This is a genomic window from Mesorhizobium sp. M6A.T.Cr.TU.014.01.1.1, assembly GCF_004022765.1.
In the GTDB taxonomy this organism is placed as follows: domain Bacteria; phylum Pseudomonadota; class Alphaproteobacteria; order Rhizobiales; family Rhizobiaceae; genus Mesorhizobium; species Mesorhizobium mediterraneum.
Genome location: NZ_RZPG01000009.1, coordinates 140,322 through 165,770 on the forward strand (window position 1 = coordinate 140,322; position 25,449 = coordinate 165,770).

Genomic DNA, 25,449 nt, shown 5'->3' on the forward strand with positions numbered 1-25,449 from the left:
CGTCTATCAGAGTCTTTGCTTGCCCCACCCAACCACCCCTCGCTGCCTCACGACAGGCAAGCCCATTGGTCCTATCTCCGCCGCATGCCGTCGCGCATAGCCCGGCGGCAGGGGAGGACCAACCACCGTGACGTCGATGCCGGTTATCAAACCTGTTTCTGCACCCCTGCCCATCGCAGCGCTGCTCGGCGCCATGGTGTCGATCCAGATCGGCGCGGCATTCGCCAAGGGCCTGTTTCCGCTGGTCGGCGCGCAGGGCACGACGGCGCTGCGGCTGGTCGTCGGCGCGCTGATGTTGGCGGCGGTGCTGCGGCCCTGGCGGGTGCGGCCGTCCAAAGCCGTCTGGCCGTGGCTGATCGCCTATGGGGTGACGCTCGCCGCGCTCAATCTTTTGTTCTATGCGGCGCTCAAGACGATCCCGCTCGGCATCGCGGTGGCGCTCGAATTTACCGGCCCGCTTCTGGTCGCGACGCTATCGTCGCGGCGCGGCAGCGACTTCGCCTGGGTGGCGCTTGCCGTCGCCGGCATCGTGCTGCTGTCGCCCCTCGTCCATTCGCGCCAGGCGCTCGATCCGACCGGCGTGATGCTGGCGCTGGCGGCCGGCGGCTTCTGGGCACTCTACATCGTGTTCGCGCAGAAGGCGGGCGCGGAACTCGGCGGCCAGACCACGGCTTACGGCTTGGCAATCGCCGCGGTGCTTGCGCTGCCGTTCGGCGTGGCCGAGGCGGGGCCGGCGCTGGTCGCGCCGTCGATCCTGGCCGGCGCCCTGCTGGTCGGGCTGTTCTCCAGCGCGCTGCCGTTCTGGCTGGAGATGGTGGCGCTGACCAGGATGTCGGCCAGGCTCTACGGCACGCTGACCTGCCTGGAGCCGGCGCTGGGCGCGTTGGCGGGGTTCCTGTTCCTGCACGAGATCCTGACCGGGCTGCAGTGCCTGGGGGTAGCCGCTGTCATAGCCGCGGCCTTCGGCGCCACCATGACGAACAAGCCGCCGGTGCCTTCGCCCGAATAGGGTTCGCTGGCGGCGCCTTGGCTGACGCCGGCTACCCCAGCCACCACCAAAGCCCAGCCAGCACCGCCACGCCGCCCGCGATCGACAGCCCGAGCATCATGTACGATCCCTTGATGACGTCGCGGATGACCTTCTTGACGCTTTCGCGGTCATTGAGGTTCGGGAACGGCTCCCGCGGCTCCGCCACGCCGAGAAAGCGGCACAGCGGCCCCCAGCCTTCGGTCACCGTGAACACCAGAAGTTTTTCCGGCGACACTGCGGTCTTCACCTCCTCGGTGTAAGCGTTGTAGCGCGCGATTGCCCGCTCGCGGTCGTCCATCACGCCGGCCAGCACGCGACCCCAGATCAGCTTGCGCGACATGTCGCCGAATTTCCGGCCGAACGGCGTCAGCCACTCCAAAATCTTGAACTGCCAGAGATTTTCGGTGAAGTAGATCGTATCGATCGTGCTGTCGTACCAGCCTTCGGCGCCGCGCGGGTGAAGCGTCAGCAGCACCTTGGCATCGGGATAGGCGGCCAGCAATTCTCGCCACACGCAGCAGCCGGGATTGTCGACCGTCGCCTTGTAGTTGGCAAACGCACGGTCCCAGTCGTGCGGCGTGCCGGGCTTGCTGTTCGCCACCTTGCGCCAGAAGTCGAGGTGGCCCTTGTTGGTCTTATTGAGGATCACTTCCTGCATGTGATAGCAGGGAAAGCCGAGCCTGTTCAGCGCGGCAAAGGTCGACCATGTGCCCGTGCGTCCGAATCCCGCGCCGATTACCTTGAGCGCCATGTTCCCCATCCCTCCCATGGACTGATATTCTTATTTTATGTCAGTCCGTAGGGCCTACGTTGCGCCCGGAGTGTCCGGCGCGCAACAAATTTCCATCATGTCCTCCCGTTACAGGTCGTCTCTTTTTGAATGGACCAGCGATAGCCAAGGTAGAGCCTCAACCAAAGATTGCGTTAAATATGTGCACACTTCTGTTCCATTTGCCACTTGCGCAACCATTGAAAGGGTGAAAACGTTGGTCTGGGGTAAATGGGCAAGGGGGGTCGTCGCGGCTGTTGCAAGCCCGGGACGGCCTTGAAAAGCAATGAATTTTCCACAGTTCCTGGTGGGGATGACCACCGCGTCACTCGTCGTGGCGCTCTCGACTTTTTTGGCAACCGGTTCAATCTGGAAGGCGCTGGGCTGGACAGTCCTGACCCTGATCGTTTTGCAGGTTGGATATTTTGTGTTCGTCGTCCGGCTGATCTATAGAACCGGGCGAAAGACACACAGGTGATCCGCGACCCGTGAGTGCTGGAAATCCGGCTGAATATCTATATGCTTAGATCATGATGTTCCCGAAATAGACATTATGGTCTAAGCCTTTTGAAAGCGGACTTGTTCGGTTCTGGGAATGTGCATTGGACGTTCCGTTACTTTAGTCAACCAATATATATTTCCGAATACATATGCCTGGGATTGGGCAGCGCGGAAGCCTGCCTGCGGCTTGTGCAATCCTGATCCGCCGTCGAGACGTGGCGGGTTGAAGCTGCCGATCTCCCCCGGGGAGATCGGCGCGTCATCCGCTCAGCTCCGTCGCTCTGCTCACTCCGCCGCCAGCTTGTCCTGCGTGTTGGTGTCGAAATCGCTGGCGTCGTGGCGCTCGTGCAGCTGCATCGCCGGCTCGCCGAAGGCGCGGTTGACCATGCGGCCGCGCTGCACAGCCGGCCGCGCGTCGATCGCGTTGGCCCAGCGCTGCACGTGTCTGTATTCCGCGACCGACAGGAACTCGCCGGCGTCATTGTACATGCGGCCCTTGGCCAGCCCGCCATACCAGGGCCACACGGCTATATCGGCAATCGTGTAGTCATCGCCGCCGAGATATTCGCTTTCAGCGAGGCGCCGGTCGAGCACGTCCATCTGGCGCTTGGTCTCCATGGCGAAGCGGTCGATGGCATATTCGATCTTTTCCGGCGCATAGGCGTAGAAATGGCCGAAGCCGCCGCCGAGATAGGGCGCCGAGCCCATCTGCCAGAACAGCCATGACAGGGTTTCGGCGCGCGCCGGCTGCTCGGTCGGCAGGAATTCGCCGAATTTTTCGGCCAGATGCACCAGGATCGAACCGGATTCGAAGACGCGGATCGGCTTTGGTCCGCTGCGGTCCATCAGCGCCGGGATCTTGGAGTTGGGGTTGACCTCGACGAAGCCGCTGCCGAACTGATCACCGTCATTGATCCTGATCAGCCAGGCATCATATTCGGCGCCTTTGTGGCCGAGCGCCAAGAGTTCCTCCAGCATGATCGTCACCTTGACGCCGTTCGGCGTCGCCAGCGAATAGAGCTGCAGCGGATGCTTGCCGATCGGCAGTTCCTTGTCATGCGTCGGCCCCGCTATCGGCCGATTGATGCTGGCGAAGGCGCCGCCATTTTCCTTGTTCCAGGTCCATACTTTCGGCGGTGTGTATTGGTTCATCGGGAGGCCTTTGTTGGGAGCGGGGAGGGTCTTGGGGAGGATCAGCTTGCGCAATGAGAAAGGGAGCGAGGATGGGCAGATTCATCCGCACATAGATAAAGGTAGTGCTGGCAGCAGGAAGTTCAACTTGTGTTGAACTATTGTCGGTTCCGGGTGCCGGCCCACGTTCTCCCCCTTGGGAAGGGATCACGGATGCCCTTGCGCCTCGTCACGTGCGCCATACCTATAGAGGATATCGGGCCTTTGGCGGCCGCCATGAATATTGCCGGGATTGAGAGCATGACCATCGATACGATTTTGCGGTCCATCGTGGCGGTGCGCGCCTCGATCCCCGACGACGCCTTCACCGCGAATGCGCTGGGCACGAGCCGGGAGGGCAGCGGCGTGGTGATACGCGAGGACGGTCTGGTGCTCACCATCGGCTATCTCATCACCGAGGCGGAAGAGGTCTGGCTGACCGACCATAACGGGCGCGTGGTTCCCGCGCACGCGCTCGCCTACGACCAGGAATCGGGCTTCGGCCTGGTGCAGGCGCTGGCCCCGCTCGGCCTGCCCGCGGTGGCTTTCGGCGACGCGGCCAAGGCGATGGCCGGCGATCCCGTGGTGCTCGCCGACGGCATCGGCCAGTCGGTCAGCGCGCACATCATCACCAAGCAGGAATTCGCCGGCTATTGGGAATATCTTCTGGACGAGGCGATCTTCACCGCGCCCGCCCATCCGTCATGGGGAGGTGCGGCACTCATCGGGCAGGACGGCAGGCTGCTCGGCATCGGTTCGCTGCGCCTGCAGATGAGCCGCGCCGGCGAGATCGCCGATATCAACATGGTGGTGCCGATCGACCTTCTGCCGCCCATTCTCGACGATCTCCTGACACGCGGCCAAGTCTCCAAGCCACCGCGCCCCTGGCTCGGCGCCTTCTCCGCCGAAAGCAATGGCGAGGTGGTGGTGATGAGCGTCGCCGAAGGCAGCCCGGCCGCCGAAGCCGGCCTGCGCCAAGGCGACATCATCTCGGATGTGCGCGACGGCGAAGTCGACGGGCTCGCCGATTTCTACCGCAAGCTATGGCAGAATCCGGCGGGCGCGGAGATCCCGCTGCGGGTGGTGCGCGACGGCCGCGAAACCTGGCTGCGCGTCAAGTCGGCCGACCGCAACAGCTTTCTCAAGAAACCGCAGCTGCAGTGAAGCAGTCGATACGGGTCACCTGATGCATCCAAGGCTGCTCAAGACGTTCCTCGCGGTTGCGCGGTGCCGAAACATCACGCGCGCCGCGGAGGAGATCCACCTCGCGCAATCGAGCGTGAGCGATCAGATCCAGACGCTTGAAGCCGAGCTTGGCACGGCCCTGTTCACGCGGTCGAAGCAGGGCCTGCAGCTGACGCCGGCGGGCGTCACGCTGAAATCCTATGCCGTGGACATTCTGATGCTGATCGAACAGGCACGGGCGGCCGTGGACGTGACCGCCGGACACGCCGCCGGATCGGTGACGATCGGCGCGCTGGAGACGATCGCCTCGGCGAAGCTGGCGCAATGGCTCCCGGATTTCCAGGCCGCCCATCCCGACGTCGATCTTCGGCTGAAGGTCGCGGGCAGCGGTGATCTCGTGCGCAAGCTGGAAGATGGCGAGATCGACGTCGCCTTCTGCTTCGACAGGGACGGTTTCGAGAAGGTCGACGAACGCCTCGCCAGACGGACGCTATCGGCGGAACCATTGATCCTTGTCGTTCCTCCTGAGGAGGCAGCGATGAGAGGCGATCTGACGGCGCTCGGCAAAATGAGCTTCGTCGTCACCGAAGCTGGATGCATCTATCGGCACCTGTTCGACAAGGCTTTTGCCGAGGCAGGCCTTGCATCGCCGAGGCTTGCCGCCGAAGTCGGCAGCATCGGCACGATCGCGCGCCTGGTGGCGGCTGGGGCCGGCCTTGGTCTGGTGCCGCGCCTGGCCGTGGTCGAGGCGCTCGATCGTGGCGAGGTCATCGAAATGCCCTGGCCGGGCCCGGTCCGCACGGCGTCGATTGCCATGATCTGGCGCCGCAGGCGGGTGCAGCCGCCAGCCTTGAAACTGCTGCTGGCGGCCGCGGGCGACAATTTCGCGCCGGCTATACCAGCCGATGCCCGCCCTCGACATGCAGTGTCGTCCCTGTCGTGAAAGCGTTGCCCATCAAGAAGCAAATAGCGTCGGCGATGTCGTCGGGTTGTCCGACCCGTCCAACCGGCAGCCTTTCTGCCATCGCGTTCAGCGTGTCGTCCTTCTTGTCACCGGCAACGAAGGTCCAGATCGGCGTGTCGACCCAGCCCGGCGAGACCGCGTTGACGCGGATGGGCGCCAGCTCGATGGCGAGCGCCCGCACGAGCCCCTCCAGCGCCGCATTGACCGCGGCGACGACCGAGCCCCGCGCCGCCGGCCGATAGGCCGCGATGCCTGATGTGAAGGTGATCGAGCCCGTGGCCGAAAGCATGGGCGCGCCATGTTTGGCCAGCAGCAGCGGCCCATAGAATTTGCTTTCCACCACCCTCTGCGCCTCCTTCAGCTCGAGCGCAGGCAACAGCTCATAGGCGCCTTCGATATCGGCTGCTGTGCTGACGATATGGTCGAGCCGGCCGATCCGCCTGAACAAAGCGGCGACCTGATCCTCCCGGGTGATGTCGACCGCGACCGTGTCCAGCGCGGCGGGGTTGCCCAGTTGCTCGCGGGCGCGCTTCAGCCTGTCCTCGTTGCGCCCGGCAATTATGACCTCGGCGCCAGCCTCGAGACACTGCCTTGCCAGCGCCAGACCCATCCCCGAACTGCCGCCGACGACCAGAACTTTCCTGTTTGCCATATCCGCCATCCTTCGCTTCCACAGACGATCACTTGGTCAGGGAAGTCGCAGGTCTGGGCTCGAAGCGGAAACGGAAGAAAACGATAGTGCTATCGGAAAATCCGATGGTGCGGCGTGCCTCACTCGCCGCAGGCGCTGAAGCCTATTCCGGGGCTCCACTCCGAAAAGGCAATGACCTTGCCTTCCACCGCCACGGTCTTCTGCATTGTGGTGCCATCGGGCTGCATCTTGCTGCTTTTGCCGTTGCCGGTCAAAACATTGTAGACGCAGTCGCTTGCGACGTTGTCCTCAAGATAGTCGTGATAGTCATAGGCAAAGCCGGCGACGATGAAGGCATCATTGCGGTAGGCGAGCGTCAGCGTCGTGTTGGTCCGTTTGCTGCCGACCGGCATTGCCGGCAGGTATAGTTTGATCGAGCCGTTCGGCAGTGCGGTCAGATCCGGCTCGGTGTCGGAAGCCCCGTAGCCCGGCCGGTCGTAACCGTTCCACTCCCCGTAGATCTGCTCGCGCACGATACCGGCAGGTTTGAGAAAATTGGCCTCGCGGTCCCTAAGGAAGAAATACATGTCCATCGGGTCGCCGGGCTTGGTCTCGACGATCATCACCAGATCGACGGCGCCGTCGCCGTTCCAGTCGCCGGTCAGCGCGGTGATGATCTTCTGGGTTTCGATCGGTTCCGCCAGGGCCATGGTCGGCAGCAACAGCATCAGGCCGAACAGCATCGCTCGCATGGCAACATATCCCCCAATTGAAGCCCGCCGTTTCCAGAGCCGGGCCATGGCCGGTTCTGGACACAAGATTACTACATCACGATGGGAAGAACCGCCATGGGCGCCGAGGGACGCGTGATGCGTGGGGAGACGGGCGTCAGCGACGTCGGCGGGACAGCGCTCCCCTCTGTGCTGCCGGACATCTCCCCCACAAGGAGGGAGATTGGCTGTCACTTCGGCTTTCGCCAATCACCAGCGCTGGAAGGCGGGCGGGACGGTGAGGCTGCCAATCTCCCCCCAAAGTGGGGGAGATGTCCGGCAGGACAGAGGGGGCGCGAAGGAACGCGGCCCCTGCGCAAAAGTAGCCGGCGGCCCCCGGCTCGTCACACCCGGCCCGATTTCCCATCCTCGCCAAAAATCCCGATCACCCAGTCGATAAACACCCGCACGCGCGGCGCAAGCTGGCGGTTTTGCGGATACAGCGCCGACAGCGGCGTCGGCGACGGCGGATAGTCCGGCAGCACCTCGACCAGCGTGCCGCGCGCGAAATCGCCGGCGAAGCGGTAGTGCGGCGCCTGCACAAGGCCGAAGCCGAGGCGGGCGAGCTCCGCCATCGTGTCGGAGCCGTTGACCGTCACCCGGCTCGGCAGCGTGATGGTGCGCAGCTCGCCCGCAACCGTGAATTCAAGCGGCATCACCTCGCCGGTCCGCGACGAGCGGAAGCCGACCATCGCATGGCCGCCGAGATCGTCGGGCGTGGCCGGCACGCTGTGCCTCTCCAGGTAGGCCGGACTGGCGCAGGTGACTTCGCGCAGCGTCGCCACCCTTCGCACGATCATGCCGCTGTCGGCCTGTTCGCCGGAGCGCAGCACGCAGTCGACGCCTTCGCGCACCAGGTCGACCAGCCGGTCGCCGTCGCCGATATGCAGGTCGATCCGGGGATAACGATCGAGGAATTCGGCGAGCCGCGGCAGGATGAAGTGGCGGGCCATGAAGCCGTGCACGTCGATCCTGAGCAACCCTTGCGGCTGCGCCGCCCGGAAGCCGGCCTCGGCATCCTCCACATCGGACAGGATGGCGAGGCAGCGCTGGTAATAGGCCTGGCCGTCGAGGGTAGGGGTGACGTGGCGCGTGGTGCGCTCGAGCAGCCTGACGCCCAGCCGCGCCTCCAGGGCCTTGATCGCCTCGGTGGCGGTCGATCGAGACAGGCCGAGATCGGCGGCCGCCGCGGTGAAGCTGCCGCGTTCGATCACGCGGGTGAGAAGGCGCATCCGGTCGAGACTGTCCATCGCCATTGTTCGCCATATCCGAATGGTGTTGGCAAGATCCGAGCGATTATCCCTGCGAGTTTGTCACCTACCTTCAGTCCACAAGAATTGGAGATCTGACATGGCTATGCAGGATGGAAGGGCGGCGCTGGTGACCGGCGCCTCGAAGGGAATTGGCGCTGAAATGGCCAGAAGGCTGGCGCGCGACGGCTTTTCGGTCGTCGTCAATTACGCCAGAGGCGCTGAAGCCGCCGAAAGCGTGGTGCGCGAGATCGCGGCTGAAGGCGGTACGGCGATCGCCGTCCAGGCCGATGTCGGCGTTCCCGTGGGCGTGACGCGTTTGTTCGACGCAGCCGAGCAGGCCTTCGGCGGGCTCGACGTGCTGGTCAACAATGCCGGCATCATGAAGCTTTCGCCGATCGCGCAGATGGACGACGCGGATTTCGACCGACAGATCGCGGTGAACCTCGGCGGTGTGTTCCGCGGTATGCGCGAGGGTGCAAGACGGCTCCGCGACGGCGGCCGCATCGTCAGCTTCTCGTCCAGCGTCGTCGGGCTCTACCAGCCGAGCTACGGCGTCTACGCCGCGACCAAGGCCGGCGTCGAGGCGATGACGCATGTGCTGGCCAAGGAGCTTGGGCCGCGCGGCATCACCGTCAATGTCGTGGCGCCGGGGCCGGTGGCGACCGAGCTGTTCCTCGACGGCAAGTCCGAGGCGCTGGTCGAGACAATCACCAAGCTGATTCCGCTCGGGCGGCTCGGCCAGCCCGCCGACATCGCCGGCGTCGTGTCGTTCCTCGCCGGTCCGGACGGCGGCTGGGTCAACGGCCAGGTGCTGCGCGCCAATGGCGGCACAGTCTGATTTTTTCCGCAACAACCACAGGGAATTGACATCATGCCGTTTGCAAACTTCAAGGTGCCGGAGCGCGCTCTGTCCGCCGGGCAGAAGGAGGACCTCGTCCACAAGACCACAGCTCTTTTCGTCGAGATGTTCGGCGAAGGCGTGCGCCCCTACACGATGGTGCTGATCGAGGAGGTCGCCGATGGCGGCTACGGCCGCGCCGACGAGGTGTTCACGATTCCCGGGGATTAGGGGCGGCATCTTGAGCCGTCGGTGACGCTGCCGATCTCCCCCCTTGTGGGGGAGATGCCCGGCAGGGCAGAGGGGGGCGCGACGGATCGCCAGCGTCTCGTTTCCTGAATTAACATGGGGCAGTTGCAAAGGGTTGAAGGTCGGCGGGACAGCGCCCCCCTCTATCCTGCCGGACATCTCCCCCACAAGGGGGGAGATGGCAGCTTCGCTGTCTCGCCAGCCTTGCAACGGTGGCTCCGTTGCTGCTTCATCAGATGAAGGCAAGGAGGAAACCGATGACCACCGCAAAAAGGCGGACCCTCTGATGGCGCCGGTCAAGGTCGATCCCGCCAAGGTGCACGAATTCAGCGATGCCGCCAGCTTTTATGCCTGGCTCGGCAAGCACCACGACACCGAGACAGAAGTCTGGATCAGGATCCACAAGGTCGGTTCGGGGCTGCCTTCGATCACGCCGAAGGAGGCCATCGATGTCGTTCTGTGCTGGGGCTGGATCGATGCCGTGCGCAAGGGGCTCGACGACAAGAGCTATTTGCAACGCTACACGCCGCGCGGCAGGAAGAGCACCTGGAGCCAGATCAACGTCGACAACGTCGCCCGGCTGATCGAGGAGGGGCGGATGACCGAGCATGGGCTGAGGCAGGTCGAGGCGGCGAAGGCCGACGGGCGCTGGGCGCGCGCCTATGGAAGCGGCAAGGACATGAAAATCCCCGACGACCTCCAGGCGGCAATCGATGCCGAGCCCAAGGCCAAGGCGATGCTGGCAACGCTCAGCGCACAGAACCGTTTCGCGCTCGCCTTCCGCATCCACAACATGAAGACCGAAGCCGGGCGCAAGAAGAAGATCGCGGCGTTTGTCGAAATGCTGAAGCGCGGTGAGACGATCTACCCGCAAGGGAAGAAATGAGGGTTTGTGGCCGGCCGTCACGGCAGTCGCTGCGGATCGTCATCGGGCGTACGCTCAAGTCCGACGATGGACGCGGCACTGTTGCCTGCCGCTGGCCTTGAAACCACGTCAGGCTCCTCCATCTAGTTCGCAATAGCGCGCAACTTTCCGAGGAAGCGCCAGGAGTTGCTGGCCTCCGACAAACCAGAGTGGCCGCCCGCTGGTTTTTGGCGGGCAGCCTTAACAATCGAGCGTCTTCCTCGTTGTCGGACGAAGGGAGATCAAAATGGCAAAGGTCGTTTGCGTCCTCTATGACGATCCCGTCGACGGTTATCCGTCAAACTATGCGCGGGATGGGCTGCCGAAGCTCGACCGCTATCCCGGCGGCCAGACGCTTCCCACGCCGAAGGCCATCGACTTCGAACCGGGCGTCCTGCTCGGCAGCGTGTCGGGCGAGCTCGGCCTGAGGCCATTTCTCGAAAGCGCCGGGCACAGCCTGGTCGTGACCTCGGACAAGGACGGTTCCGACAGCGTGTTCGAACGCGAGCTCGGTGATGCCGAAATCGTCATCTCGCAGCCATTCTGGCCGGCGTATCTGACCAAAGAGCGAATAGCCAAGGCAAACCAGCTGAAGCTTGCGATCACCGCCGGCATCGGATCAGACCATGTCGATCTGCAGGCCGCGATGGACCGCGGCATCACCGTCGCCGAGGTGACCTACTGCAACTCGATCAGCGTGTCCGAGCATGTGGTGATGATGATCCTGGCGCTGGTGCGAAACTATATCCCGTCCTACCAGTGGGTCATCAAGGGCGGCTGGAACATCGCCGACTGTGTGGCGCGCTCCTACGATGTCGAGGGGATGCAGATCGGAACCGTCGGCGCCGGCCGGATCGGCAGCGCGGTGCTGCGCCGGCTGCGGCCGTTCGACGTCAAGCTGCACTACACCGACCGCCACCGCCTGCCCGAGGCGGTCGAGAAGGACCTTGGCGTCACCTTCCACCCGGACGCCGCAGCCATGGTCGGCATCTGCGACGTGGTGACGATCAATGCTCCCCTGCATCCGGAGACGGAGAACCTGTTTGATGAGGCGATGATCGCCAGGATGAAACGCGGCGCCTATCTGGTGAACACCGCGCGCGGCAAGATCTGCAATCGCGACGCCGTCGCCCGTGCGCTGGAGAGCGGCCAGCTCGCGGGCTATGCCGGCGATGTCTGGTTCCCGCAGCCGGCCCCCAAGGACCATCCGTGGCGATCGATGCCGCATCACGGCATGACGCCGCATATTTCGGGATCGTCGCTCTCGGCCCAGGCGCGCTATGCCGCGGGCACGCGCGAAATCCTGGAATGCTGGTTCGAAAGCCGGCCGATCCGCGAGGACTACCTGATCGTCGATGGCGGCAAGCTGGCCGGTGCCGGGGCGCATTCCTATAGCGCGGGCGACGCCACAAGCGGTTCGGAAGAGGCGGCGCGCTTCAAGGCCAAGGTGTGAGCCAACAGGGCCTGATCCAGGCGGGATCAGGTCTCCGCAGGGGTCGAATGCGGCAGTTCGCGGGTATCGTGTAGGCGATGGGCCGGATGGCCTTCGCACCCCTCGTGCATCGACCGGCGGGCCAAAGAAACTGCCAGCCGTGATGTCTCCGATAGGCCCCTACGCCCGCTCTTTGCACAGTAACGGTTTCTTCTCTGATTTCGCTGCACATTGGCCGCGACGGAGCGGGCGAAGTCCAGGGCATGGCCGACAGGAAGAATCGCAACGGAGAGTTCTGGGAGCTGGCGCTCGAACGCGCGCATCTTGGCGTCTGGGACTGGGATCTCGCGAGCGGCGACTGTTTCTACTCGGCAATGTGGTCGCAGATGCTTGGCTATGGCGAGGGTGAGCTTGCCAAGACAAGCGATCTCTGGCTGCAGCTGACGCATCCCGACGATCGCGAGCGGGCGGTGGCCAGCGGCGAACGCCACATTGCCGGCCTGACCGATTCCATCGAGACCGAACTCAGGCTGAAGCACAAATCCGGTCATTGGGTATGGGTGCTCGATCGTGGCGGGGTGGTCGAACGCGATGCCGAAGGCCGGCCGGTCCGGCTGATGGGCGTCCAGACCGACATCACCAAGCAGAAGCAAGCGGAAGCAGAGCTTGAACAGGTGAATGTGCGCTTTCGGCTGGCATTGGCCGCCAGCGGCACCGGCATCTGGCATCACGACCTCGCCGCACGCAAAAGCTACTGGGACGAGCGCACTAGGGAAATTTTCGGGCTTGTCGCCGACACCGACGAGGTGTCGAGCGACCTCTGGCACAGCTATCTGCATCCGGACGACAGGGACTACGCCGAGCGGGCGCATACGGTGCCGCTGCAAACCCAGAAGGTCGTTGCCGTGCAATACCGCATCATCAAGCGGGACGGCGAGGTCCGACATATCGAATCGCTGATACGGTTCATCGCCGACGCTCAATCGTCGGGTCAGATCCTGGGCACGGTGCGCGACATCACCGAGGCCAAGCAACGCGAGCAGGAGCTTGCCCACGCGGCCGATCACGACGCGCTGACCGGCCTTTTGAACCGCGCCGCATTCGACCGGCTGCTGGCCCAGCATATCGCAACGGCGCGCCCGCTCGCGGTCTTCTACGTCGATCTCGACTACTTCAAGGCCTTGAACGACTTCGCCGGCCACGCCGCCGGCGACCTCGCGCTGAAGAGCGTCGCCGAGGGCATTCTGGGCTGCCTGCCGCCGTCGGTGCATGCCGCGCGCCTCGGCGGCGACGAGTTCGCGCTGCTGGTGCCTGATTGCGACGCAGCCCAAGCCGAGCGTATCGCCGGCGCCGTTCTCGCTGCGATTCGCGACGCCGATCTCGGCTCGACGGCGACGTCGCGCAAGCTCGCGGCCAGCATCGGCATCGCCTTTGTCGCCGACGCGAATACCGCGGTGGCCGACGCGCTCGCCTGCGCCGACGACGCCTGCTATGCGGCCAAAGCTGCCGGGCGCAATCGCTTCGCGGTGTTCTCCCCTGAGACAACATCCGGTTCCGGCGGCCTCAACGCGGCACGGCTGGCGGCCGACACCGTCGATGCCATGGAAGATGGAAGGCTGAAACTGTTCGGCCAGGAAATCCATCGGCTCGGAAAGCCCTGGGAAGAGAGCCGCCATGTCGAGGTCCTGGCACGGCTCGCCGGACGCAACGGGCGGCTGATCCCGCCGGGCGAGTTCATCCCGGCGGCGGAGCGGTTCGGCATCGCGTCGCGGCTCGACCGCTGGATCATCAGGACGGCGCTCTCGCTTCATGGTCCGGCGCTGAAGTCGGGGGCGCTGACGCTCGGCTTCAACCTGTCGGCGCAGACGCTGAGCGACCCGCAGCTTTGGGATTTCGTCGACGCCGTCATCGATGAGACCGGGGCGCCGCATTCCGGCATCGGCTTCGAGATCACGGAAACGGCCGCGGTCACCAATTTCACTGCCGCTGAACAGTTCGTCCGCAAGGCGCGCGAGCGGCGCTGCCGCGTCAGCCTCGACGATTTCGGGGCGGGCATGAGCTCGTTCGAATATCTCCGGCGCTTTCCCGTCGATGCGATCAAGATCGACGGGTCCTTCATCGAGCATATTGCGGAGAGCCGCTTCGACCGCGAAATCGTCTCGGCCATTTCGGGGATCGCCAAAAGCCTCGGCTGCTCCGTGGTGGCGGAGAAGATCGAAGAGCAGGACGCGCTCGACATCCTCAGGGATATGGGCGTTGCCTTCGGCCAGGGATTTCTGCTGCACCGGCCGGAGCCGCTGCAAGCGATCGTGGCACGAGCGAGCGCACAAGCGGCTTTGCCGGTGGGACGGCAAGCGTAGGACTCTATCCAGGGCTGATGAGTCGAGCCGGTGGGACGGAACGCGGCCTCCGCTCAATGCTGCGCGTGTTCGTCGTGCCGCTTGAGGGGGCGGCTGCGCCTCCCTGGCCGATGCCTTACCACCCACTGCGCCGCCTCGTGGGGCTAATTCTTCCGCTTGGCGGTGGACGGCATCGTCGTGCTCACCCAGTCCTGGGCCTCGCGCATGATCTTCAGCGCTTCATCCCGCGTCAGGCCGCACTTGCGGGCAAAATAGGTCGCCTCATAGGCTTCCGCCGAAGAGACCGCGGAAATGCTGGACGGTTCCAGTTTTGACTTCTTCTTGGCCATGCCGGCTCGCCGACTGTGAATCGATTAGTCAGCTAATATAGCACCTTTGTTTGTCAAGGCAAAATCCCGGTCCCGCGGGTGAATGGCGAGCGGGCAGGGTGCGTGACATCTGCCTGCCGTGCCAATACGCCATCCGCAGCCAAAGGCAGCGTTTCACGGGGAAGAGAGATTTATCCAGCAGCCGCTCGGGCCCGGCGCCGGTCGGCCTTCTCATCATCTGAAAGGTGGTAAGGCTGGATAAGCACTTCCGCTGGAATGTGCCAATTCTTGTGGATCTGGTGCACCATATCCATCGTCAGCAAGCGCTTCCTGTTCAAGATTTCCGAGGCCCGCGAAGCCGAGCCGATGACTTCGGCAAGGGCCACCTGCTTCTACAGATCGATGGATTCAGTTCGGAGCGCCAGCCGTCTCAGCGCTGTGCGGCGCAAACATCAGGACGCGCGGCTCTGCCGGGCATAGATGGCGTCTGTCTCGGAGGCTGTCTCGTTCAAGAGGCGGCAAAGCGAAGCGGCCTCGTCGTGACGCAGGCCGATCAGCGCAAGCGCCGAAAACTGGGCCGGCAGATCGAGCCTGGCGTCCCACACCATCCATCGGCCGTTTGGCTCCATGACACATTCAAAGCGCAATGCACGGTCCGACATCCGACCTCCCAACGATTCCCCGTTGGGTGGTATCGCGTCAAAGTAAACGAGTTATTGAAACCTGGCGTTGAATCCGGTCGATAGCGCCGGCAGGCCGGAAACAAGCGGCATGGTCAAGCCGCGGTGATGATCCAGGTCGACGCCGCCGGGTGCAGATCAGGCATTGCGGCTCGCCATATGCGCATCGAGCTTCTTCCTCGAAGGCCCGTACCGTTTGATGATCGTCGCGGCCTCGCTCGGCGGTATGCCGTATTTCTTGGCAAAGGCGGCGACTTCGTAAGGCTGCTCGCTGGAAGCCAGCTTGCGATCCTGCTTGGTCTTGGATTTGTCGTCGGCCATGTCGTCCTCCGTCACATGTGGTCTTTATAGGGCTCCTTGGTCCGACCGACCATCCTTGTCCGTTGGGAAAAGGACGGCACGCCGGCCTCGTCCTGGCATTGTTGGCGCGTTGCAGCGATCTGATCGGATCAAGACTGATCGGCTGCCCGGCACGGGCGGTCCGATGCTGGTTCCCGCTCATGGGCTCGAACCACGATTCACGCCTTCAAAGGGCGCTGTCCTACCATTAGACGAAGCGGGAATAGAGGAAGTGGACGCTGTCTAGCACTTTCTCATCCGCGCATGAAGCCGCTTCATGCAGTCATCTGCTTGAGCATGTGAGACACTGCCTTTTCAGCAGAGCCTTGTAGAGATAGGAGCAATCGCCGTGATTAAAACCGACCTCCGCGACGTCTACCGAGACTACATTGCCTGCCTGAATAAGCAGGACTGGCCGAAGCTGGGACAGTTCGTCGATGATGAGGTGATCCACAACGGCCGGCGGCTCGGCTTGTCAGGCTATCGCGAAATGCTGGAGAGAGACTTTGATGAAATTCCGGACCTTTATTTCAATGTCCAGATGCTGATTTCCGAACCGCCTTATATAGCGAGCCGACTAGGCTTCGACTGTACGCCGAAAGGAACGTTCCTTGGTCTCCTTTTAGGCGGGAGGAAAGTTTCCTTCGCCGAGAACGTGATCTACGAATTTCGCGACGAAAAGATCGTTCAAGTATGGTCTGTCATAGACAAGACGGCCATCGAAGCTCAGCTTTAGCGCGAGATTATCGCGTGTATAGTCTCAAGGCAGTCTTAACCTTGCTGGATTAATGGCCCTGAGCCTAGACGCGGGTTATCGCGAACAGCCACGCCAAAAGTTCCAGCAACAATAGAAACAGGGCAAGCTGTAGCGACATGCGCAGGCGTTGAATGATCCGCCAATTGTTGGCCATGTCGGTTTTAATGCGGAGCGCAAGCGCGCGGTGCATCACATCCATGGATACGGAAGGGTTTTGATCGACAAAGTCCTGGAGCAACTTCTCTGGATCGAAGCGGAACGTATAGGCGTAGTAGGGCCACAACATGATGACGACCAGCAGCCCGATCAGAAAAAGCAGCGCCAGCGCCAGCCAGTCCCACGGCCCGAGCCCATCCAAGAGAGCTCTGCCGCCGAGGAGAGAACTCACGAACGCGGTTGCAAAGATCAGATTGCCAGCGCGCGTATTGAGGCTCTCCACCACGTTCTGCTGGTGTTGGAGCCCACGCACCGCCTCCGCATAAACAAAGGCCAGACGAGGGTCAGGTGCCGCAGCGGGCTGGGAATGGCTTTCTCCCGCTGATGAAGGATGCTCGGGCATGAGTGCCGTCCCGCGTTCCGATATGAACAACGATATGAACAATGGCAGCTGCCTGTCTACCGCCTATCAAGTCTACCGGGTGTCAAGTCTATCGCCTGTCAGGACCGCCGGCCTTGACGCCTGAACACTCTGCCCCAGATTACCCGGCGGAGTTTCAGATATGCGATACGACTGGCAGGGGCCGCCCAGATTCCTGGAACGGCATTTCGGCATTGTTATTGCAATTGGCCTGGTCGCAGGGCTGTCGGTCCTGGCCGCGCTGGGCTACACGCCTTAAAGCCTCGGATTCGGCGCCCAAATCCCTAATGTAAGCGAAAAGTAACGGTGCGACGCAACCAGACGGGCGCCGCGTGCATTTCAATGCATGACGACGATGTTTCGCCCCGATATCCCGGCAAAATGCTGCGCATATTGCGGCGGGCGCGACCATGGCTACGAGGACTGCCCGAAGCGGAAAGCTGACGCCGAACAGCAGAAGGAGCCGGACGTCGATCCAGCCCAAAGCCCGGCACCGAGGATAGACAAGCCCGACAAAACCGCAGCCTGAACCATCCAAAACCATCCAATCGAATTAAACCCCAGCCTCTGTCGAGCGTCTATCGCTTCTGCGTATGCCCAACGGCATTGGCGAAAGAAATGCCACCCTTGATCTCGCGCATGGCCATCGAGGTGATCGTCCGCCGCACGCCGGGCAGGCGGCTGAGCTCGACGCGCAGCATCCTGTCCAGCGCCATCATGTCGACCGTCACGATCTGCAGGAGATAGTCGGCTTCGCCTGTCGTGGCGTGGCAGCGCCGGATCAGCGGATGTGCCTGGACTGCGGCCTCGAAGGCTTCGGAAAGCTCGAAATCAATCGACACCTGAATGAAGGCTTCTATGCCGAAGCCGAGCTTGGCCGGGTCGATCCGCGTCGAGTAACCGCGGATGATGCCGGCGTCCTCCAGCGCCTTGACCCGCTTCCAGCACGGCGTCTTGCTTAAGCCGACCTCGTCGGCAAGCGCCGCGAAGGAGATTCGCGCGTCGCGTTCCAGTGCCGCGACGATCTTCCGGTCGAGGGCATCCAGCACAAATCGTTCTCCAAAATCGCTTCATTAACGGACGTTCGTCCTTCATTTCCTGCATTTGGATAACAAAAAGGAACAATGTTCAAGCCAAAAGCGCTTATCCTTCAAGCTCGGACCGAACAGATGCCCTGAGCCCTATGGGCCGGGCAAAGGAGCAGCTGCCATGCACAAGCCGGACTACTATGCCCGCATCGAAGCGCCTGAAATGCGCGATTACGGCGTCTACCTCAGGTGCGACAAGCTTCTCGCCTGCCAGAAGCCGCTGGCCGAGATGGTCAATGCCGACGAGCTGCAGTTCCAGATCGTGCACCAGGTCGAGGAGCTGTGGATGAAGCTCATCACCTACACGCTGGTCGATGTCGTCGACTTCCTCGAGCAGCAGAACACGCATCGCATCGTCACGCTGATGGGGCGCGTGCATCGGCTGATGCGCATGATGACGGCGCAGCTCGACCTGCTCGAAACCATGTCGCCCAAGGAATACCAAGAGATTCGGCTGCAGCTCGGCAATGGCAGCGGCCAGGAATCACCGGGCTTCAAGCTCCTGCTGCGCATGCCGCCGGACCTGTGGCGGGCCTTCAAGGCGTCCTATCTCGATGGTCGCGGGCTGTCGGTCGAGGATGTCTACGATGCGAGATACGATCACGGCGACAGCTATGTCGTCGCCGAAGCGCTGATCGAATTCGACGAGCTGTTCCAAAAGTTCCGCGCCAACCATCTCTACCTCATCCACCGCTCGATCGGGCTGGGCGCGAAATCGCTTAAGGGCCGGCCGGTCGAACTGCTTGAGGCCGGCGCCCGCCACCGCTTCTTCCCGGAGCTGTGGGACATACGCTGCGACATGACCGACCGCTGGGGCAGCCAGTATGGGACTGTGCGGGACTCGATCAGCCACCACGCGGCCGAGTAGGGGCAGGTGCAGAAACCTTTTGATTTCGGCGGGACAGCGCCCCCCTCTGCCCTGCCGGGCATCTCCCCCGCTTGGGGGGAGGTTGGCTGTCACTACGGCATTCACCAATCGCCAACCTCGGGGGGGCGAGCACGGCGCTGAAGCTGCCAATCTCCCCACTCGTGGCGCGAAGGAACGCGGCGATGCCCAAAGTCATGGCATGGAACCCAGTCCTGCAATGCGACCCGCTTGCCTCTCTCCCCTGCAAAGCTATTTGAATCCTGATGTCGGGATCGTCGCACTCCGTCCGTCCTTGGGGCGAAACCCGTCGCAACCCCGGAGGACATCATGTCGTTGGAAGCCGCTCAATCACCCGTTCAATCACCGTGGCAAACCGCGGCAATCCTCGTTGGCCGGCTGATCTTCGCGGCCGTCTTCCTCATGGCGGTGATTTTCAAATTCACCGACATGGGCGGCACCGCGGGCTACATCGCCGCTGCCGGATTTCCGTTCCCGCTGTTTCTGGCCTGGTGCGCGGCCCTGCTCGAAGTCGTCCTCGTTCTGTGCTTCCTGACCGGAGCCTTCTTCTCCTGGGCCGCACTTGTCGCGGGCGCCTACGTGCTGTTCCTCGGCTTTGCCTTCCACGGGCCATCGCACTGGGCCGGCAACCAAGCCGAGTTCGGCTTCTTCGTCGACCATTTCACCTTCCTGGCCGGGCTGCTGTTTGCTGCCGTCCATGGGCCGGGCCGCGTGCTGGCACTGAAGCTTGGGTCTGCGAGCTGATCGCGAACCTTCGGTCGATCTGCCATCTTTGATGTGGGGAGGGCGTCACATCTGGTCGTTGTAGGGTTCCTTCATCTGGCCGACCATGCGCGCCAGTTTCGAGAACGACGGCATGTCCGTCTCCGGCTGACATTGGTTGGCCAGTTCCAGCAGCCGGATCGGGAAATTGACGGCATCGCGGCTCGACGCCGACATGCCTTCGGACCGCTCCTCGCTGGTCTCGCTGGCTTCAGCCTTGCGCAAGGCAATGTCTATCTCCTCGACTGTGAGCACGCCTTTGCGGACAAGAACCTGATTGATCGATGCGACGGCCATCAGCAGACCTTCGAGTTGCAGATTGGCGACATTCATGGCTTTGCTCCCATTGGCTAAAGCTCCAAACGCGCGAATGCCGGTTCCGATCCAGCATGGCGGTACGGGGATCGAGCGCTTCGAGACATTCGTGCGCGAGAGTCGCTCGATGCAGGAATTTTTTCCTTGAATCGACCGCTCCACCATTGACTTCGTGCCGGCAGTTATGCTATTGATTTGGGCATGGTGCTGATTTGCGCCAACGACCCGCCGCCCAGGCGGGTTTTTTGTTTTAAGTCCCTTTCGAACGTTCGCTGCCTGTTGCCGATATCAAATGTCGGCAGGACAGAGGGGGCGCGAAGGAACGCAACGCGTGTGATCGTCGGTGTCGCCTACTGGCCTTTGTCAAAGTGTCTCGATCCTCCCGCAACGCACACCACGTCTGTCAGGTTCACACCCCATGTCCAACCGTTACGCCACCATCATCGCCGACGATGACGGCCGCGAGGTCGTTAGCGCCATTGGCCAGTTCGAGGGCGCCGCACCTGTGCGCCACGGCCAATTCGAGCCGGTTGCGGCCGGTGTACGGATCGGCATGGTCAGGGGCGGTCCCGTCGATGCGGCCGGTGGCTTTGGCTTTCCCTTGGCGGGCGTCAGCGACAATGCCGTGAGTGTCGTCAGGGCGGCGCTCAAAGCCCAGACAGGCTCCGGCAAGGCGAAGCCCGAAGCGGCAAGCCGGCCGCGGAAACCAAAGGCAAAGCGCGCCGGCAAGCGGGCGAAGTCCCGCAAGCGACCCACGCCGGCAGTCAAGAAAGCGGCGAAGCCCGAGATCGCGGCGCTCGCCGGGGCTGCGGGGTAGGGCATGGCCGAGGATACTTTCGACGACGAACCGTCTGGCGTGACGGAACCCAGGTCCTCCAGCCGGTCAAAGCGGACGAAAAAGACGCTGGCCGATGGTTTTCTGGAAGCGATCCGTGCCGATTTCCGGGCGCATGGCGCCGGCGTCATCGCCGAGGTTCGCACCGAAAAGCCCGACCAGTATCTAAAGATCGTGCTGTCGGTGCTGCCCAAGGATCTGCATCTCAACATCAACAGTCTGGAAGCATTGAGCGATGACGAAATCAGGCAGCGCATCCGCGGCCTCGAAGCCGTCCTCCGGCCATTTCTCGCAAAACCGGGCCTCGCAAAACCGGGCCTTGCAAAGCCTGGCCTCGCCAAGCCTGGTCACGCAAAGCCGGGCCTCGACGGCAAAGACCGAGTATCTGAGCCTGCTGAGGGAATTGGACCGCAGACGCCGCGCTAATCAGCTTGCCGCGTACCGGCCCTATCCAAAACAGGCCGAGTTCCATGCAGCGGGCGCGACCAGCCGCGAGCGGCTGTTCATGGCCGGCAACCAGCTCGGCAAGACAAGGGCCGGCGGCGCCGAATGGGCGATGCACCTCACCGGCCGTTATCCCGAGTGGTGGCAAGGCAAGGTTTTCGACACGCCGGTGCGGTTTTGGGCGGCCGGCGTCACCGCCGAGGGCACGCGCGACAACCCGCAACGCATCCTGATCGGCCCGCCGCAGCAGCCGGCCGCGTGGGGCACCGGCATGATCCCGGCCGACGCCATTGTCAGCACCATCATGGGGCGCGGCGCGCCGCATGGGCTCGACAGCGTCGTGGTCCGCCATGGCGGTGGCGGCGATGTCCAGGCCGATGAATCGGTGCTGTCGTTCAAGAGTTTTGAGAAGGGCCGCGAGAAGTGGCAGGGCGAAACACTGCACGGCGTCTGGTTCGACGAGGAGCCGCCGCTCGACATCTATTCCGAAGGCCTGACCCGCACCAACGCGACGGGCGGCATCACCATCGTCACCTTCACGCCGCTGCTCGGCATGTCGGAGGTGGTGTTGTTGTTTTTGTCGGCGGAGGAAGTGGAGGGAATGGGGCGGTGAGGTGGTTTTAGGGAAGGAAGCATTCGCTTCCGCTCACCCGTTGCGTTCCTGCGCGCCCCCCTCTGTCCTGCCGGACATCTCCCCCACGAGGGGGGAGATTGGCAGTTTCCGCGTCCCGCTTGCCTGCAACCGTTGGAGATTGGCGAAAACCAGGGTGACATCCGATCTCCCCCCAAGTGGGGGAGATGTCCGGCAGGACAGAGGGGGGCGCTGTCCCGCCAGCGCGAAAAAGATCTCGCCCAAACAACACCATACGTCCGACGACTGCCAAAACGATTCAAGCCGGAAAGCCGCACAAATGACCCGCCACGTCACCTTCATGACCATCGACGATGCCGAGCATTACACGCCGCAGCAACGCGCCGAGATCATATCAGCCTATCCAGCTCATGAGCGCGAGGCGCGGGCCAAGGGCATTCCGGTGCTGGGCTCCGGCCGTATCTTTCCGGTGGCGGAAGAACTGATCGTCTGCGAGCCGTTCCGGCTGCCGCGTTATTGGCCGCGGCTCGGCGCGCTGGATTTCGGCTGGGACCATCCCTCGGCCGCTGTCGAGCTCGCCTGGGATACGGAGGCCGATGTCGTCTATGTCTCGAAAGCCTGCCGCGCGTCGCAGCAGACGCCCGCCATGCAGGCGCTGACGCTCAAACCCTGGGGCGAATGGCTGCCTTGGGCCTGGCCGCGCGACGGCCGCCGCGAGACGCTGGAAGGGGCGGGCGTTGCGCTGGCCAAACAATATGCCGCGCACGGGCTGAACATGCTTTCCAGCCATGCGCAGTTCGCCGACGGCTCCGTCTCGGTCGAAGCCGGGCTGATGGAAATGCTCGACCGCATGCAATCCGGCCGCTTCAAGGTGTTCTCGACGCTTTTGCCCTGGTTCGAGGAGTTTCGGCTCTATCACCGCAAGGACGGGCAAGTGGTGAAGCTACGCGACGATTTGATGGCGGCGACCCGCTACGGCGTGATGATGCTGAGGGAAGCGGTGGTCGACCCGGCGGAGTTCAGGACGTTGCGGAAAAGCGGTAAGATTTCCGACCCGCTGGAAGATTATCGGTGATCTTCTCCAACACATCCTCTTCTAACACGTCAACAAGTCCCCCAAAGCAGGGGGGCCGTTAGCATACGTGCTCGTGAATGTGCTGATTAACTAGCGGTTTAATTAATGTGTAAAGTTTGAAATAACTTTCATCTAGATTGGCGTGCCGCCCCACTCTAGACCCACCCGACTTCGACCGGGGGTGCGTTTGTCTGGAGCGTCGACGGCTGATGGTTGGTGCGCCATATCGCGCTGGGCTCCTGGTCGCCGACGGCATGGGGTTCCGCCTGTCTCCCCGGTGCTGGCCGCACCGATATCCATGATGACGCAAAACTCCGAAACCTGTGAGGCGGGGCGGACGACGCTGCATTGTTTCGACGGAATTCACGGGGCTTCTGGCGGCGGGGATCCGCAACGCCGGCAACTCCGCCGTCTCTCCAATAATCGTCGATCCGACAAAGCCCGCGAATGCGGCGGCCGGCATGCAATGCGATCAGCCATGCCGTGATCTCCCGCAGAGCGACCCCCTTTTGTTCAGAGCCAGTTGGGCAGGAAACAATTAGATGGCGACCATACCTCTCCAACTGGCGCAGCGCCGGCTCGATACCGGCAACGTGGTGCGATATCCGCAGGGATCGCCAATCGGCGGCGCCATGCAAGACCTGGGCGGCGAGCTTTCGGCCGTCTCCGAGCGCTTTCAACAGCGCAAAGAGCAGCAGGAGGCGTTCGACGCCGAAATTGCCCGCCGCAAGATGATGGACCAGATCGCCCAAGCCGAGGCCGATGTGGCGGGCAATGCAGCGCCCGATGGTGCCGGCCTGCATGACGCCATGTACGGCCAAGTCGATCCGCGCAGCAGCCAAGTGGTGAAGCCCGGCCTGTTCGACACGCTGTTCGACGATGCCCTGCCGAAAATACCCGAAAGCCAACGTGCCAATTTCGCCAGGCAAAAGGAGACAATCCGCGCGATGGGTTCCGAGCGCATGGCGGCGCGGCAGCAGGCGCGCCGCGACGAGTACGAGCAGGACCAGTGGACCAAGGTCGAGAATATCTCCACCAACTCCATCGCACGGAGCGACCCTAACGATACCGCGAACTTCGAGGCGATCCGACAGCACGGCCTCGACCTGATCGCCAAGATCGGCAACCCGGTTGCCAGGCAAGCGGCGGAAGTTGCCTGGCGGAGCAACACGGCCAAGGCGTTGATGCTGGCGACGATCGGCCTGGACCCGAAACGCGCCGCCGAAATGCTCGGTGCGACACAAGCCGGCGATCGGACCAAGGACGATACCGCCGCGGTTGGTGGCGAGCCGAGGCAAGACACTGCAAGCCCATCGGGCTCGAAGGGCGACCGCGTCGGACAGCTAACCCCGGAAGAGCGAACAGCGCAGGCGTTTCAAGACGACATTGCGCCCGAAGACCGGCCGGCCTTGGTCCGGCTGGCCCTCGCCGTCGATGCGGCACGACAGGTAGATACACGCGCCAATATCAGTCTTGCCGAACAGAATGCACCTGAAGCCATCAAGGATACCGGAGCCTATGACGGTCCGCTTCCCACTCCCGAGCAGTTCGTCAATGTTCATGGCGCGACGGAAGGCGACAGGCGCTTTCAGCTATTCAACCGGGCGGTCAATGTCAGCCGTCAATTCCACGACATGCGTGATGTGCCCAACAACGCAATAGACGCTATGGTCAACGACGCCAACACTAAGGCGGCCAGCGCAACGCCGGAGGAGGGCAAAGCGCGACACGACGCCATCGCCGCGGCCGCCGATCTGACGTTCAAAGCAAGGCAAGGCGATCCGGGCGGATATGTTCGCAGGGCTTTCGCGAAGCTCGATGCTGCCTGGAACAATCTGTCGAAGCTGGAAGACTATCAAGTGGCAATCGTCGGCTCCATCGCAGCCCAGCAGCAGATGGACTTTAAGACCATACAACCGCTGCCGAATTCCGTGGCGGAACGGGTTGTCGACACGCTCCGAGATCAGAATCGACCTCCACAGGACCAGGACGCGGTTTTGCGCAATGTGCTCATCGCGACGCCTCGTGAGCAACGCCGGGCAGTGCTCGATCATTTGCTTCGAACCAGCGTATCCAAGGTTGCCGACAATACGGCCGACAGGTCGCTTCGGGCGGCAGTGGTTGATCCCATGGGTCTGCTCGACCTCGCCAATACTCCCTTGGGAGATGGCCACTCGGAACAGCATTGGGAATCCGACCACCCGATAAGCCATGATCAGGATGGCGACCAGGCCCTAAGCTGGTCCGATTGGTTCAACAGGAAGATTCCTACCTATGGCATTTACGGCGGGCCTGGCTGGACTGGCGGTACTCGGGGTGGTGGTTTTGACCTACCACCTTTTGATATTCAGGACGGATTCTATAAGCAACATGACGGGGACTATCGCGACGCGAAAACGCCGGGCGATGTAATCGCGGCCGATAGGAAACTTGTAGCGTCTTTGAAAACATACCTCGACAATGAGGATTACATGAAAGATCCGGCCTTAAAGACCGACGAAGAGCGCAACGAGGCGTCAACATATGCTTCGCGCGCAATGAAACTTTTCCAAGGTAAAATTGCTGGAGAGATGGCGCTCCATATACCGAGCGCCATAGAGATCTCGGCTCGCGATGATGCGCAAAGGGCTTACGATGACGCACAATCAGCCGTTGGACAGGCGCAATTTGGAAGTAGGATGTCATTTGGCAATTGGTAACGATCTGGATAAGCTCAGCACCCATCGTCATATATT

Annotated in this window: 27 protein-coding genes, 1 tRNA gene and 1 pseudogene; 17 read left to right on the plus strand and 12 right to left on the minus strand. The window is 62.7% G+C overall.

The genetic code is table 11. The annotated features are described in order from the left end of the window. The first annotated feature begins 127 nt into the window (after positions 1-127). Complete coding sequence (locus tag EN885_RS12565; RefSeq protein ID WP_128243048.1) at positions 128-1,009, plus strand: DMT family transporter; 882 nt, start codon at positions 128-130, stop codon at positions 1,007-1,009. 31 nt (positions 1,010-1,040) lie between these two features. Here EN885_RS12565 and EN885_RS12570 read toward each other — a convergent pair whose 3' ends face one another. Then, the gene (locus EN885_RS12570) at positions 1,041-1,781 is read right to left on the minus strand and encodes a sulfotransferase family protein (protein WP_128243047.1); all 741 of its coding nucleotides are present in this window, start codon (positions 1,779-1,781) and stop codon (positions 1,041-1,043) included. Positions 1,782-2,085: 304 nt separating this feature from the next. Here EN885_RS12570 and EN885_RS12575 point away from each other — a divergent pair, with 304 nt between their 5' ends. Further along, positions 2,086-2,277, plus strand: coding sequence for a hypothetical protein (locus tag EN885_RS12575; RefSeq protein WP_095482717.1), 192 nt, complete (start codon positions 2,086-2,088; stop codon positions 2,275-2,277). A 308-nt stretch (positions 2,278-2,585) separates the two neighbouring features. On the opposite strand, the gene yghU is transcribed toward EN885_RS12575, so the two are convergent. Beyond that, positions 2,586-3,452, minus strand: a complete 867-nt coding sequence (gene yghU, locus EN885_RS12580) for a glutathione-dependent disulfide-bond oxidoreductase (protein WP_128243046.1) — start codon at positions 3,450-3,452, stop codon at positions 2,586-2,588. A 279-nt stretch (positions 3,453-3,731) separates the two neighbouring features. On the opposite strand from yghU, the gene EN885_RS12585 reads away from it, so the two are divergent. Together EN885_RS12585 and EN885_RS12590 are read left to right on the plus strand one after the other, a co-directional pair. Further along, positions 3,732-4,634, plus strand: a complete 903-nt coding sequence (locus tag EN885_RS12585) for a S1C family serine protease (RefSeq protein WP_127204758.1) — start codon at positions 3,732-3,734, stop codon at positions 4,632-4,634. Positions 4,635-4,656: 22 nt separating this feature from the next. Then, entirely contained in the window at positions 4,657-5,598 is a 942-nt protein-coding gene (locus EN885_RS12590; protein WP_128243045.1) for a LysR family transcriptional regulator, read from the plus strand. On the opposite strand, the gene EN885_RS12595 is transcribed toward EN885_RS12590, so the two are convergent. From EN885_RS12595 to EN885_RS12610, 3 genes are all read right to left on the minus strand, one after another. Then, positions 5,549-6,280 (minus strand): SDR family oxidoreductase, encoded by a 732-nt coding sequence (locus EN885_RS12595; protein WP_128243044.1) that lies wholly within the window; start codon positions 6,278-6,280, stop codon positions 5,549-5,551. The genes EN885_RS12590 and EN885_RS12595 overlap by 50 nt on opposite strands. 110 nt (positions 6,281-6,390) lie before the next feature. Further along, positions 6,391-7,002 carry a hypothetical protein gene (locus tag EN885_RS12600; protein ID WP_128243043.1) on the minus strand — a complete coding sequence of 204 codons (612 nt, stop codon included), beginning with the start codon at positions 7,000-7,002 and terminating at the stop codon, positions 6,391-6,393. Between the two features lie 362 nt (positions 7,003-7,364). Next, positions 7,365-8,270, minus strand: a complete 906-nt coding sequence (locus tag EN885_RS12610; protein ID WP_128243041.1) for a LysR family transcriptional regulator — start codon at positions 8,268-8,270, stop codon at positions 7,365-7,367. Positions 8,271-8,370: 100 nt separating this feature from the next. Between EN885_RS12610 and EN885_RS12615 the strand changes: the two genes are divergently transcribed. The 5 genes from EN885_RS12615 to EN885_RS12635 all read left to right on the plus strand — a co-directional run bounded on the left by EN885_RS12615 (position 8,371) and on the right by EN885_RS12635 (position 14,056). Then, positions 8,371-9,111 carry an SDR family oxidoreductase gene (locus tag EN885_RS12615; RefSeq protein WP_128243040.1) on the plus strand — a complete coding sequence of 247 codons (741 nt, stop codon included), beginning with the start codon at positions 8,371-8,373 and terminating at the stop codon, positions 9,109-9,111. A gap of 33 nt (positions 9,112-9,144) precedes the next feature. Next, positions 9,145-9,342 (plus strand): 4-oxalocrotonate tautomerase family protein, encoded by a 198-nt coding sequence (locus tag EN885_RS12620; RefSeq protein WP_126105741.1) that lies wholly within the window; start codon positions 9,145-9,147, stop codon positions 9,340-9,342. Between the two features lie 304 nt (positions 9,343-9,646). Then, positions 9,647-10,246 carry a YdeI/OmpD-associated family protein gene (locus tag EN885_RS12625; RefSeq protein WP_128243039.1) on the plus strand — a complete coding sequence of 200 codons (600 nt, stop codon included), beginning with the start codon at positions 9,647-9,649 and terminating at the stop codon, positions 10,244-10,246. Between the two features lie 265 nt (positions 10,247-10,511). Further along, positions 10,512-11,717, plus strand: coding sequence for an NAD-dependent formate dehydrogenase (locus EN885_RS12630; RefSeq protein WP_164759188.1), 1,206 nt, complete (start codon positions 10,512-10,514; stop codon positions 11,715-11,717). A 242-nt stretch (positions 11,718-11,959) separates the two neighbouring features. Then, a complete protein-coding gene (locus tag EN885_RS12635) occupies positions 11,960-14,056 on the plus strand; it encodes an EAL domain-containing protein (protein ID WP_128243038.1) in 2,097 nt (698 codons plus the stop codon). Between the two features lie 143 nt (positions 14,057-14,199). Here the strand turns inward: EN885_RS12635 and EN885_RS12640 are convergent, their stop codons facing one another. The 4 genes from EN885_RS12640 to EN885_RS12660 all read right to left on the minus strand — a co-directional run bounded on the left by EN885_RS12640 (position 14,200) and on the right by EN885_RS12660 (position 15,606). After that, on the minus strand, positions 14,200-14,385 hold the full coding sequence (locus EN885_RS12640) for a hypothetical protein (RefSeq protein WP_127205330.1): 186 nt from the start codon (positions 14,383-14,385) through the stop codon (positions 14,200-14,202). A 431-nt stretch (positions 14,386-14,816) separates the two neighbouring features. Beyond that, positions 14,817-15,026 carry a hypothetical protein gene (locus EN885_RS12650; protein ID WP_128243037.1) on the minus strand — a complete coding sequence of 70 codons (210 nt, stop codon included), beginning with the start codon at positions 15,024-15,026 and terminating at the stop codon, positions 14,817-14,819. A 156-nt stretch (positions 15,027-15,182) separates the two neighbouring features. Next, positions 15,183-15,365: a DUF3606 domain-containing protein gene (locus EN885_RS12655; RefSeq protein WP_095482704.1), complete on the minus strand. Its 183-nt coding sequence runs from the start codon at positions 15,363-15,365 to the stop codon at positions 15,183-15,185. A gap of 167 nt (positions 15,366-15,532) precedes the next feature. Beyond that, positions 15,533-15,606: transfer RNA gene (locus tag EN885_RS12660), tRNA-Gln, on the minus strand. A 126-nt stretch (positions 15,607-15,732) separates the two neighbouring features. On the opposite strand from EN885_RS12660, the gene EN885_RS12665 reads away from it, so the two are divergent. Next, a complete protein-coding gene (locus EN885_RS12665; protein WP_128243036.1) occupies positions 15,733-16,119 on the plus strand; it encodes an ester cyclase in 387 nt (128 codons plus the stop codon). A gap of 64 nt (positions 16,120-16,183) precedes the next feature. Here the strand turns inward: EN885_RS12665 and EN885_RS12670 are convergent, their stop codons facing one another. Beyond that, on the minus strand, positions 16,184-16,699 hold the full coding sequence (locus EN885_RS12670) for a hypothetical protein (RefSeq protein ID WP_127293361.1): 516 nt from the start codon (positions 16,697-16,699) through the stop codon (positions 16,184-16,186). A 596-nt stretch (positions 16,700-17,295) separates the two neighbouring features. After that, a complete protein-coding gene (locus tag EN885_RS12675) occupies positions 17,296-17,766 on the minus strand; it encodes an Lrp/AsnC family transcriptional regulator (protein ID WP_095482700.1) in 471 nt (156 codons plus the stop codon). A 160-nt stretch (positions 17,767-17,926) separates the two neighbouring features. Between EN885_RS12675 and EN885_RS12680 the strand changes: the two genes are divergently transcribed. Next, entirely contained in the window at positions 17,927-18,673 is a 747-nt protein-coding gene (locus tag EN885_RS12680) for a tryptophan 2,3-dioxygenase family protein (RefSeq protein WP_095482699.1), read from the plus strand. 327 nt (positions 18,674-19,000) lie between these two features. After that, positions 19,001-19,435, plus strand: coding sequence for a DoxX family protein (locus EN885_RS12685; protein ID WP_128243035.1), 435 nt, complete (start codon positions 19,001-19,003; stop codon positions 19,433-19,435). 45 nt (positions 19,436-19,480) lie between these two features. Here EN885_RS12685 and EN885_RS12690 read toward each other — a convergent pair whose 3' ends face one another. Beyond that, the gene (locus EN885_RS12690) at positions 19,481-19,786 is read right to left on the minus strand and encodes a hypothetical protein (protein ID WP_128243034.1); all 306 of its coding nucleotides are present in this window, start codon (positions 19,784-19,786) and stop codon (positions 19,481-19,483) included. Between the two features lie 400 nt (positions 19,787-20,186). Between EN885_RS12690 and EN885_RS12695 the strand changes: the two genes are divergently transcribed. From EN885_RS12695 to EN885_RS34215, 5 genes and pseudogenes are all read left to right on the plus strand, one after another. Next, on the plus strand, positions 20,187-20,585 hold the full coding sequence (locus tag EN885_RS12695) for a hypothetical protein (RefSeq protein WP_128243033.1): 399 nt from the start codon (positions 20,187-20,189) through the stop codon (positions 20,583-20,585). A gap of 3 nt (positions 20,586-20,588) precedes the next feature. After that, positions 20,589-21,029, plus strand: a complete 441-nt coding sequence (locus EN885_RS34210; protein WP_245465620.1) for a hypothetical protein — start codon at positions 20,589-20,591, stop codon at positions 21,027-21,029. Further along, a pseudogene (locus EN885_RS12705) lies at positions 20,947-21,627 on the plus strand (terminase family protein); the annotation flags it as partial. The gene EN885_RS34210 and the pseudogene EN885_RS12705, both read left to right, overlap by 83 nt. Positions 21,628-21,814: 187 nt before the next feature. After that, positions 21,815-22,714, plus strand: coding sequence for a terminase family protein (locus tag EN885_RS12715; protein WP_281032976.1), 900 nt, complete (start codon positions 21,815-21,817; stop codon positions 22,712-22,714). A 542-nt stretch (positions 22,715-23,256) separates the two neighbouring features. After that, positions 23,257-25,413 (plus strand): hypothetical protein, encoded by a 2,157-nt coding sequence (locus tag EN885_RS34215; protein ID WP_245493071.1) that lies wholly within the window; start codon positions 23,257-23,259, stop codon positions 25,411-25,413. The last annotated feature ends 36 nt before the right edge of the window (positions 25,414-25,449 follow it).